The organism is Enterococcus sp. UD-01 (assembly GCF_044909655.1).
Lineage (GTDB): Bacteria > Bacillota > Bacilli > Lactobacillales > Enterococcaceae > Enterococcus_L.
In genome coordinates, this window is sequence record NZ_JBIYEU010000023.1 from 34,414 (window position 1) to 45,599 (window position 11,186).

The following is an 11,186-nucleotide window of genomic DNA, read 5'->3' on the forward strand; positions in this document are numbered from 1 at the left end:
TTTAGACCCCTTTACTTTTTCATCGTTTCTTTAACAACCAATTGATCTCCATCACCTAATGCGTAGTTGGCTAGAAGAACTTCGCCATTTAACTTGATTGATTTATTTATTATTTCCAACTCAAATGTATCGGGCAAATGGATGTTTAATAGTTCTAGCGATTCTTTCAATAGTTCTTTTAAACGATTTCCAGAAACTTTTATGGGTATCTGTAAATCAATAATTTGTCCACCCACATGTAACCCAATGCCAATAGATGTGTCTTTTCTCATAGAACTCTACCTTCCTAACCTTTCTTTACCCATCTCGGAAATGTTCGACCTAATAAAATTCCAAGACCCGCGACAAGTACTCCACCAACCACACAGAATATCAAAAAGCCAATATTGGTTCCTTGTTTTAATGCAGAATCTTCAGAATCCAAACTATCATCCAATACATATCCGCTTGAAAAAAGAAGGGGTGTTATTTGTTGATTCATTGCCTGTTCTTTTGGCGTTTCTTTTCTAAAAACTTCTCTTTGTACATTCTTGATTAGCTTCATTTTTTCTTCATTTAACTGCTTATCTTGTTTGGACATATCTTTCATAAATAATTGATTGATTGTAAAGGTAGTAGAGTTACTCTGACTACCTTCATTTTTTTCATAAATCACTTGATTATTTATTTTTAAGTCACCATTATCTGCATAAACAGGACTACTTTGTACAAAAATAATTAGTAAAGGAAGAAGCATTCCTTTTAACATCGTTTTAGCATTAAATTTCGGTCTATAGTGCATAATTTTTCTCCCCCACCAATAATAGAAACGATCACGCATTCACTTTTTGTTCTTCTGGATTCACCCAAAAGTTTAATAAAATGCCACTCAATGCTAGGATTACAAGACTCAGATAGCTTATCCAGCCAATGCTGCCCCCATTTAATAGTGCAGTAAAGCCGTTTTGAATGTTTTGTAAAGGCGACACTCGATACAATATATTGGTGATTGTCCCTGTTTTAGTGGCTACCCCCAGTAATGGCGTCAGCATGAAGAAGAGACCTAGTATGGCTCCACTAACATAAAGTGTCAGTATTCTGAACTGTCTCATAAAGCCGAGTGTTAAAAGTAAGCCAGCAAGTAAAACTAAAAAGGCGTAGCTAAACCATGCTCCTTTAGCATTCATTCCAACAATAAAGCTCAAATTAAGAGCAAATGCAATAGATAAAGCAACACTGTTGAACAGTATTACAATGACATTTGACATATTGTACCAAGCTCTTGATGGGTTCATGAGCAAATCAATTTCAGATACTTTTCTTTGCTTCATATATTTTTGCATCGCTACAGCAACCAAAACAATCATAAACGCTGCTATGATCGTTGCATAATATGGAATCAATGAATTTTGTCTTGTTTCCCCAAAATCTCCTTTATCTTGAATTGGATTTGATAGAAAATTAAAGACTGTTGCATTATCCGATCCGCCATTTTTAGTATTGGAAAGTACTTTATCAAAAGTTTTTGCGTACTTAGCGTTATCAGTTGTTTTCTCATCCATTTCAGCAACAGTTTTATCCAAGTTTGTTAAAATACCCTCTGCATTTGTCTGCACCTTGTTTGTAGATTCCTTTAAATTTTGAATAGTTGGCGCAATGTCTTTGACTTTCGCCGCAGATTCTTCCGTTGCTTTAGCCGTTTCTTTTGAACTGCTAGCTAATGTCTGGATGCTTTTCACCAAGTTTTCTGTGGTTGCATTAATCGCAGTAGTATCATTTTTATCAGGGTGTGCATTTGTCTCTGTAATAATGGTTTCCGGAGCCACCCGTTCTGTTTCGTTCCATGAGCTGTATGTTTTTTCAATTTCTTGATTTGCATTATCGAACCAGCTTCCTAATACAGAAGCATCCTGTAGCATCATATCAGGAACATTCATAAGATTTAACGTTCCATACAACGTCATCGTTCCATCTTCATTTTTATCCGTACTCGTTCCGATTGTGGCATTTAATTTATTAATTTGTTCTACAATATCGTTATAGAGGCTAGTTCCATTTTCCCTATAATTTTCGTAGAGTGAATCTGAAATTTGTGAAACTTTTTTAGAATCCGTGACATTATCATATAGCCAATAAACAGAATCAGGTGTAGCTAACTCATTGAATGATTTATCAGGATGATTGCTAATATTTTCAGCAAAACTAATAACATCTTGTTGTGACGGATCAGCATAAATGGTTGTTAGCTTTTCTGCAGTAGAAGTTAAAGTTGTAAAAAGATTAAAAAGTTCAGCCAAATCTTGTTTCAAAGGCTGGTCTTTATCTATATATGCTGCTAATTGTCCAGACGTTTTTGAACGATTGGAAGTCCAAGAATAATGACATTGAACATACTCATTGCTGCTATAATCATTGGGATAAGTCCAGGTTATTTCAGAATCAAAGGTGTAAGACATCTGTGATTGCGCAGGTGCTTTCACTGGTCCGCTACTCCCTGTGTTCTTAGGTATAATAGCTATATTTAATTGTGTTCCCTCATTAGTAACGGTCGCTGTATAGTCCGACCCAGATAAATTAGCTATGATCTTTCTTTCTAAATCTCCTCTAATTATTTCTAAATTAGTAACTTCTACTGTACCGCTACTTTCAGGACCAAATGTATGTGAAAATTGTAAATATCTGTTGGTTCCAGGAGTTAAATTTATCTCTACCGTATTTGTCGTAGTGAATACAGATGAAATATCTTGTTTCGGAGTTGTAGATAAGATGTTGAATTGATTTCCATTACCAGTCAAAGCTGGATCATAATGTGTCACAATTGTATAAGCAGCACTCAATTTGTCGCTTGCGCCTTGTGACAGCAACCCATTATTTAAAAGTGTATCTAAAAGAATAGGGAAATCTGTACTTGATGGAAGTGCACTATTCTGTAATTGCGTAAGTTCATTTCTTACAGAGGTTAAATATGCGCCATCTTCTTTAATCTCTGATTCTTTATCAACCGGTGACACTAACTTTGAAATAGCTAGTTTAACCTGATCTTCTGTTGCTGTTGCTGGATCCGCACTTCGATCATTGTAATACTTCTCAGCAACGTCTTCTTTTAAAACAGTTAAATCAGCTACTTGTTTTTCCAATTCCTTTATTTCATTCGACAGCTCTTCTATTCTATTACTTTGTGTTTCTTTAAAGGCATATGCATTCTTCAAAAAGTCTGCATAAACACCCGTGTCATTCGCTTCTTCAGAGCCTTTTGTAAAAAATAAGCCAAATTGATTTTTGATACTATCATCAAAGCTGTCATATTGAGACTTGTACCCTTTTAAATCATTTTGCCATTGATTTTCTAATTGCTCTTTTTGCAGCTCAAATTGCTCATTAAACTGTTTAATGGATGTTTCTAATTTTTCATTTGCTTCATCTGCATAATCATCCACAGATTTCTGCACTTCTTCTGTTGTTTGACTATTTGCTTCCAAACCAGAGTTATTACTGTCCATCAATTGTTTCACTGATTCAACAAATGCTTGTTGTTCAGATGTAAACATCTTATTTTCTTCATCCAAAATACTTGCTGTATCAATGACACTTGAAAAATTCGTCGGTACTTCTTTAAACGGCAAATAAATTGTTTTTTCCAAATTGTCTTTGTGGTCTATCTCCAACCCAACAATCTGATTGACATTTTGTTGTGCCTCTGACAAATTTCCTACAATACTTGAAAAATACATCTGTACAATTCTTTGATTGAAATCTTTTAAAATATCATTTACTTTTCCCTGAATCGCCTGATTGGTTATCTCATTTTGTCCTTCTCTCACTTGATACTCCACTAAAGCTTTTTCAGGATTCATACTTTGTAACGAGAGCAACCGTTCAGAGAAATCTTGTGGAATAATAATCTGTGCATCAAATTGTCCATCTGCAACTCCACGACTAGCAATATCTCTAGTCGTCGTCTCCCAACGGTTAGCAGTATCTTGATTGATCAATGTGACAAAGTCATTTCCTAATGCATATTTTTTTCCTTCAAAAAAAGTTCCTTTATCTTCGTTTACCAAAACATACTGCATTTTCGTTATCTTTTCATTCGATGTTTTTTGAATATTATCACTTTTAAAACCTATATAAGAAAGAATAGATAAAAACAATATGCTACCGATGGTAATCGAAATAATAGGAAGATACTTTTTTAGTTTATTTTTCACTTTTCTCTTCTCTCCTAAATAAAAAGCGTCCGCGCAATGAATTGCACTGACGCTTTTCTTATTTCAAAATTAATTTAGTTTAAACCGAAAGAACTTGCATCTTGTTGATCACGTTGTGCTACTGTATCAGCATACTTGTTCAATTGATTATTAATACTAATCAACAATTCTTCCATTTTTTTAACGTTTCCTTCTAATTGATTGTATTGTTCTAAATAAGATTGAAACGCTTGACCTTTCCATTCTTGCGCGATTTGTTGATTCATAGAATTTACTTTACGAATCGCATCTTGGATTTGTTGTTGTGATTGTGTATAAACCTTTGCTTGTGATTTCAGTTGCTCGGGTGTTACGGAAATTACTCCTGCCATTATAATCTCTCCTACTCTATAATAAAATTGTTTACATAAATAGTATATCTATCAACAAGTATGCTTGTCAACGTTTTTTAGAAATAAAATATGATTTTAAGGTAAACATTCTATTCCAATTGAATATTTTCATTTTTTTAAAGTAAAATATATCATTTAAATACAAGCTGTTTTAGCCAATAAATCCAAACGTAAACTGCTTTCTTGTAGATAAAACTCTCTCAATTTTATATCAGATAACACGTGACTAATATAATTGATCTTTATAAAATATTATTAACCTGCTCTGATAGATTCATGCTAATAGCACCTCTTCAAAGTTCTGGTGATGATCTAGACAACCTTGATAAATAATTCAAATAACCTATTCATCCATCCAACGGGTGGTCGAAGGTGCCTTGTCAAGAGCTATATCTGCAATTAGTGCGGTCGTAATTCTACACTTTTAGGAATCCTTCAGACAATTAACTAGAAGATAAGCTGCTTTTTATGTTTGATATTCCAAAAAATATATAAATAAGGAAGTGCATAGTAATCCTATAAGGAAAAAATTAACCAAATTCGGGTTTGGAACCGATTTTCTTCATAACAATAGTATTTACTTGGTTAAACCAGACAATAGTTGAGAAAATTTCGCATATATTCAAAAGTAAAAGAACAGTGAGAGTCATTCGATAATTTTTAAAATATTTCATGCACGTTTATACTTTTATTTCTCCCAAACTGGAACCGATTTCGATCATGTTATAAATCAAAGTTTCAGGTTGTTCCTTCTGTCTGTTTTATTTTTTCTATGTCTCGTTGGTAAGTTCGTTTTAGTTCTAGCTGTTTTTCTTCGACTTTTTGCGTGAATCGTCGTGCTTCAGATTGAATCGTTGCTTGACTTTCTTCCATTTGTCGATAGAACGATCGCTTATCCCATGAATCATTTTTTGTTAAATAGAGAACTTTATCCATCAACTTTTCGGTGTCTTTTTTGAATACAGCCACTTCTTCTTCCATTTTTTTCTGTATTTGTTGAAGAGCTCGTTTTTCCTGCTCGTATTGTTCTGTTGCTTGGCGTCGTTTCCTTTTTTGTTCTTCTGGACTCATTCGCTTAAACCTCTTTTACAGGTGTTTTAAAGGCTGGTTTCTCTAACTGCGTCAAGCACTGTTTCGCAGATGTTGCACTGTTACCCTGTAAAGCTCCTTCCAACGCTCCTGGAAGGACACTATTACTTTGTTGATACATGGCTTCTGCTAGTTCATTTAGCGTACTAGTAGATGTCTGTCTAGTTGTACTTAACCGTGTTTTTTTTGCGGTGATTATTGCTTTTATGGCGTTCTGTTCTTGCTTTTTTCGTTCTTGCTTTAATTTTAAAAGCAACGCTTTTTCTTCATCCATAAAAAAACTCCTTTTTGTTACTTCTCCATGAAGATATTTTTTCCTGCATTGCCATCATATTCTTGAATGTTCTTTGCAACAGTCGTTAATGTTTTACTAAATGCAGTCAATTTTTCTTTATATTTTTTTGCTTCATTAGTATTACTTGTCGCTTGTCCACTATCCCACAAATTATTTTTTTTATAGGGGGCAATCAAGGCTTCAACTTCATAGCTTTCTAATGATTGCTGGATTGCCAGAGCACCATCTCGAATTTCTTGGACAACTAAATCTACTTCATCTTCTGCTTCTTGTTGGTCATTTTTTTGAATCAATACATATTCGTCGCCAACTGTTTTCGCCTTTTTTGCGACTTCTGTAGCAAGTTCTCCTCGAAGTTTAATTTTTTTACTGCCAGAAGCCCCTCGAATACTTTTCTGTAACCCGGATACTTTCTCATTCCATTTACTCGCAGCCTCGGCATCTGCAATGATTTTTGAATATTCTTTTTCGAAATCTTTATAATCACCAGAAACAAGTAATTTGATTGCTTCTGTGAAAGATAGTCCTGATTTCTGACCGTCTTTTGTTAAAATATTTAAGTATTTATCAATTAAATTAGAGATTTTAATTCCAGCTGCAAAAATATATCCGTGTTCTTTTAAATTAGCTTCTTTTGGTGTCCCATCAGGGTTTAATTGATATTGTCCAAAATCATGACTAGAGCCTGGGTCTCCACCATCGAATGTAGACGTAAATGATTTTGGCAGTAAATAATGTACTTTTCCGATTTCATCAACGCCTTTTTTATTTCGATTTAACATTGATACAATATCAAATGCATTGACATAATATTCAATTTTTCCTTGTTCTTCTAGGCGTTGGATATTTTGTTGGGCTTGTTTAGACATTTCATTTATGCTTGCTCTAGCATCTGGACCTTGAAATAAAATGACCTTATCAATCTTATCAATGTCTCCTGCTGGTAAATTGGCTACTGCTTGAATAGTGACCATTGTCCCTAGCGAATGCCCAGTCATAGATATTGTTGCATTTGGGGCTTTCATTCCCATTTCTTTAATTTTTTGGTGCATAGCTTCTGTAGCTAATTTTGCTTGAGGTATATAAGCGTTATTTACAGCAAATTCATAATTGTTACCTAACCAATCATTTTTATTATCCCATGATATTCCATCACTTCCTCGAGTGGTAAAGTAGGTATGTTTTGTCTCTGCATTTAGAGTAGGGGTATCCGTTAGATAATAAGAGTTATACCCTGCTTTTTCATCCGTTAGCAGCCCTTTTTGATACTCCTTGTCTTTGCCAAAAAACTTTTTTTCAGTGACTGTTTTGACGGTATTATCTGGTTGTAAATAGACGGTATTAATACTATTTCCATGTGCATCTTTTGCCCCTGCAAAATTAAATTTTACGGACTCATTTTTTTTATGACTGTCTAATTGTCCATCATTCCACTTGTTTTTATCATAGGGGAATTGTGTAGGTCTACCTGTATATGCACCTTGAGCTAAATCTGCATAGATATTATAATCATGCTCTAAGATAGCCATATTAAATATCTCCTTTGGAGTAATTATAATCTGCATTTATTGTATACATATCTATAATTTTAACAGGGGCGTTTATATTGTCAGGGATTATTGCAAATCCAAATGAATTTATATCTGTATCATTATAATCAATTACTTTTATTCTAAGTGTTAATATATGATCTCCACCTTGAGGCAAACCATTTCCGACCACTTCATCATGTAAAGTAGACCAATCATAATCAACTTTTGAAATTTTATCATCTTGTGTTTTAATAAAGTCTGTCATTTCATTTTCATGTTTTTTAAGAAACGCAATCTGTTTTTCTTTTTCTGTTGGTTCGGTCATTTTTTTCACTCCTAACATTCCTATTGTTCCTAAAATTAAAATAATTCCTGTTAATATACTTAGTTTCACTGCTCTTTTTTTATTCACACATTAAACTCCTTTACTAGAAAAACGTTAGTGCATGACTTTGCAATTTTGCTTGAGGAATATAACCTTTTTAGCAAAAAAGAGATTATTGTCCACCCAATCATTTAAATTATTTCCTATCCACCCTTTTGTCACATCTTTCCAATCACCTGGAAGAGCATCGCTTCCTCTAGTCGTAAAGTAGGTATGTTTTGTCTCTGCATTTAGAGTAGGGGTATCCGTTAGATAATAAGAGTTATACCCTGCTTTTTCATCCGTTAGCAGCCCTTTTTGATACTCCTTGTCTTTGCCAAAAAACTTTTTTTCAACGACTGTTTTGACAGTATTATCTGGTTGTAAATAGACGGAATTAATACTATTTCCATGTGCATCTTTTGCATTAGGGAACTCATATTTAGCATAGCCTTCATTTTTTATTAATATCTTTCAAAATTCAAAATTTCCGTTGGTTCGCTTAAGGAATCAACGTCTATAAGTAATTCAAATTCATGAGAATCATTATACTTTCCTGTAATATCAATTGTGTAAGTACCAGTAGGTATACCTCCAGCATCTCGTTGATAAGTATCATAGTCATCGTAATCAAAATATACATTTTTTACTACAGGATGTTTCTTCTCATTTTCTGAGATTATATGAAATTTTTGTGATTTAACATAATCAATCATTTCATTTTCATGTTCTTTAAGAAAAGCAATCTGTTTTTCTTTTTCTGTTGGTTCGGTCATTTTTTTCACTTCTAACATGCCTGTTACTCCTAAAAATACGATCATTCCTATAATTATTCCTAGTTTCACTACTCTTTTCTTATCCAAACATTAAACTCCTTTGATAAGAAAAGCGTTAGCGCAAGACTTTGCACTAACGCCTTTTATCGACAATATATTTTTTAGTTTAGACAAAACTTATTGATCATATTGTGTTACTGTATCCGCATAACTGTTGTTGCTATAGCGTGTAATCCTTTTCTTGTGATGTCAGTTGCTCGGATATGTTGGAAATTGCTCATACAGCTATAATCTTTCCTACCCTATAATATATAAATAAGTATATCGAGCATTAAGTATTCATGTCAATAGTTTTTAGAAATAAAATGGGATTTTATGAAAACATTCCAAATCTAATTGAATATTTTATTTTTTCAAAAGAAATAATATGTTTTTTTATTGTAAATCATTCTATCCATAAAATTCCAAAGAACCTATATTATCAGACGGAATAGTTAAGTTTGTCCTCAGATAATAACTTTCAATTTCATTATTTTTTTAAGATTGTGACTAAAATTTCAAATACATTTCCTTCCATAATTTATTATTTATCAAAGTAAAATTAATTTAACTATATCATAATTAATTCAACTTAAAAGACTTTTTAGTAATTTTTTCTAACATCTGAGCAAATAATTTTCAAGCAAACGTTTTCCTTTTTTCTTTACTAAAAAACAAGAGACACCATTTCTGATATCTCTTGTTTCAAACAGTAGTCAAACTACAACTTTTTCTCGCTCTAATACTTTTTGATGTTGGCGAAGAGCTCTCAAAAAGTCATCTTCCAAAAACTGGAAAGTGTCTTGAAACATTCTAATTGAATGGTACTCAATTTTTTGCAAAATCGCCGTTCCATATTGTATTCGTAAGCAAATAAATTCGCAACGACTCCAAAAATTAACGTTGTTGAGAACTGTGAAGCTTTACGGACTTTTTTAAGATCTGGTTGTGTTTTATCGATTTTGACTATACTTCAAAATTCTTTAATAACAATGGATTGAAAAAAATTCATTAAAAACTTCCATCTAATTTCAGATGACTCGTACTCCAAAAATAAACGTGAATCAGAGCACACTGCATTTTATTATAACAATTAGTAAAATAACCTATTTTTTAAAAACCAAAATATGGCAATAATGTTACCAAAAAAAGGAGCAGATATATTAAAAACCCCCATAGATTTCTTGGATTAATTGTCCAACCATATCCAATTCCTTTTTCTACAAAAAATTGAGATTTTTTTGAGGGGTCTACTCCTAAAAAACTCGCTATTAATATAGATAGCACAAAAATTGAACAAATTAGCGGAAACAAATCAAATGAACTATCTTTCAAAATAGTTTTATTTAAAATAATGCCACCAATTGAAACAAATACTAAGAACCCTATCAATATTTGATTTATATTCCACTTACTCACCTTCACTTCTGAATCAGCTGCCTTTTTACCTTCTTTCATGAAATTTTTTATCTGTTTATTTTTCATTTTTTTCAAAAATATCCTTCCCTAATTTTTATTTACTTTTAAGATAGTAAAATTTAATGATCGTAACCAGTATTTAAATCAGAATATAGATATCCTTCTAACGTTATATATATTATACCAAACAATCTCTCATCATAGATTTCAACTTTATTTTTTGAATAAAACGATTCTGAACAACATCAATTATATCAGTATAATTTTCTAAAATCGTCTCTTTTACATCTTGATTACTAAAAACATAAGCATAAGTTTGACAAAAATGGTAAAATTTTGGAAGTCAATTTGAGGATTCCACTTTTTCACCTGTTTTAAGATTTTTACTGGACCATCAACAAAAATCCATTGTTTCATAAAATTAGATTTTTGTATATCGAAGATTCTCGTTAGAGAATTTTTATCACTAGTTATATTGCCTAACTGCAATTCATCAATATATTCTACTGTGACTCCACAGCAAGACAACCCTCTATTTTTATGATCTACCACAAACATTGAAAAGATATTATCACATCCATTTGAAACAACTCTAAAATAAATACTTTTACCCTAGCATATTTCATACTAAATAACAAAAGATCATAATTTAAAAAAGCTTCGCCACCAGTTCAAACCAAAAATTTCACTGAATTAGTTTCAGCTACTCTACCATTTTCCACCATAAAATCATTACGAAATTCTTTTCCATCTAACTTTAGTAACTTTGCTTGTTGTTTTACACTTCCCAAGTTCTCACTGCCTTAAATGAAAAATAAAGAAGCTTGAATTCAAGCTTCCAGACTGTAGACAAAGTCCCAAAAAAGGGATGACGTCTACAGTTTTTTCTTTTATACTTAATGTATGAAAACGTTTTAAAGGAGCGTGGGAAAATGATGTCAAAACATCCAATGAATGGAAGAGATCAATACATGATGATTTCCTTAGAAGATCTTGTGCCAAAAGATCACTTGATTCGAAAAATAGATAAAGCAATCGATTTTTCCTTCATTTATCCAATTGTTGAATCAACTTATTCGACCTTAGGTCAACC

The 11,186-nt window shown here is 32.4% G+C and carries 10 protein-coding genes and 2 pseudogenes; 1 reads left to right on the forward strand and 11 read right to left on the reverse strand.

What is annotated here, in order from left to right; translation table 11 throughout:
- Positions 1–11 precede the first annotated feature (11 nt).
- From ABH902_RS14695 to ABH902_RS14745, 11 genes and pseudogenes are all read right to left on the reverse strand, one after another.
- Positions 12–272 carry a type VII secretion protein, YukD family gene (locus ABH902_RS14695; RefSeq protein WP_404591989.1) on the reverse strand — a complete coding sequence of 87 codons (261 nt, stop codon included), beginning with the start codon at positions 270–272 and terminating at the stop codon, positions 12–14.
- Between the two features lie 14 nt (positions 273–286).
- Positions 287–781, reverse strand: coding sequence for a hypothetical protein (locus ABH902_RS14700; protein WP_404591991.1), 495 nt, complete (start codon positions 779–781; stop codon positions 287–289).
- Between the two features lie 31 nt (positions 782–812).
- Positions 813–4,187 carry a type VII secretion protein EsaA gene (esaA, locus tag ABH902_RS14705; protein ID WP_404591992.1) on the reverse strand — a complete coding sequence of 1,125 codons (3,375 nt, stop codon included), beginning with the start codon at positions 4,185–4,187 and terminating at the stop codon, positions 813–815.
- Between the two features lie 74 nt (positions 4,188–4,261).
- Positions 4,262–4,558, reverse strand: coding sequence for a WXG100 family type VII secretion target (locus tag ABH902_RS14710; RefSeq protein WP_404591994.1), 297 nt, complete (start codon positions 4,556–4,558; stop codon positions 4,262–4,264).
- Positions 4,559–5,317: 759 nt separating this feature from the next.
- Positions 5,318–5,650, reverse strand: a complete 333-nt coding sequence (locus tag ABH902_RS14715) for a hypothetical protein (RefSeq protein WP_404591996.1) — start codon at positions 5,648–5,650, stop codon at positions 5,318–5,320.
- A 4-nt stretch (positions 5,651–5,654) separates the two neighbouring features.
- Positions 5,655–5,942, reverse strand: a complete 288-nt coding sequence (locus ABH902_RS14720; protein WP_404591998.1) for a hypothetical protein — start codon at positions 5,940–5,942, stop codon at positions 5,655–5,657.
- Between the two features lie 17 nt (positions 5,943–5,959).
- Positions 5,960–7,492: a cutinase family protein gene (locus ABH902_RS14725; protein WP_404592000.1), complete on the reverse strand. Its 1,533-nt coding sequence runs from the start codon at positions 7,490–7,492 to the stop codon at positions 5,960–5,962.
- A 1-nt stretch (position 7,493) separates the two neighbouring features.
- On the reverse strand, positions 7,494–7,907 hold the full coding sequence (locus tag ABH902_RS14730) for a hypothetical protein (RefSeq protein WP_404592002.1): 414 nt from the start codon (positions 7,905–7,907) through the stop codon (positions 7,494–7,496).
- A gap of 28 nt (positions 7,908–7,935) precedes the next feature.
- Positions 7,936–8,321: pseudogene (locus ABH902_RS14735) on the reverse strand (hypothetical protein); the annotation flags it as partial.
- Between the two features lie 2 nt (positions 8,322–8,323).
- A complete protein-coding gene (locus ABH902_RS14740) occupies positions 8,324–8,722 on the reverse strand; it encodes a hypothetical protein (RefSeq protein WP_404592003.1) in 399 nt (132 codons plus the stop codon).
- 1,065 nt (positions 8,723–9,787) lie between these two features.
- The gene (locus ABH902_RS14745; RefSeq protein WP_404592005.1) at positions 9,788–10,168 is read right to left on the reverse strand and encodes a hypothetical protein; all 381 of its coding nucleotides are present in this window, start codon (positions 10,166–10,168) and stop codon (positions 9,788–9,790) included.
- 857 nt (positions 10,169–11,025) lie between these two features.
- Here ABH902_RS14745 and ABH902_RS14750 point away from each other — a divergent pair.
- Positions 11,026–11,186 (forward strand): annotated as a pseudogene (locus ABH902_RS14750) (IS5/IS1182 family transposase); the annotation flags it as partial.

Bases quoted from the DNA above. Each gene is read 5' to 3' on its own strand.
- ABH902_RS14695 (WP_404591989.1), bottom strand. From the start codon at position 272: ATGAGAAAAGACACATCTATTGGCATTGGGTTACATGTGGGTGGACAA.
- ABH902_RS14700 (WP_404591991.1), bottom strand. From the start codon at position 781: ATGCACTATAGACCGAAATTTAATGCTAAAACGATGTTAAAAGGAATG.
- ABH902_RS14710 (WP_404591994.1), bottom strand. From the start codon at position 4,558: ATGGCAGGAGTAATTTCCGTAACACCCGAGCAACTGAAATCACAAGCA.
- ABH902_RS14715 (WP_404591996.1), bottom strand. From the start codon at position 5,650: ATGAGTCCAGAAGAACAAAAAAGGAAACGACGCCAAGCAACAGAACAA.
- ABH902_RS14720 (WP_404591998.1), bottom strand. From the start codon at position 5,942: ATGGATGAAGAAAAAGCGTTGCTTTTAAAATTAAAGCAAGAACGAAAA.
- ABH902_RS14725 (WP_404592000.1), bottom strand. From the start codon at position 7,492: ATGGCTATCTTAGAGCATGATTATAATATCTATGCAGATTTAGCTCAA.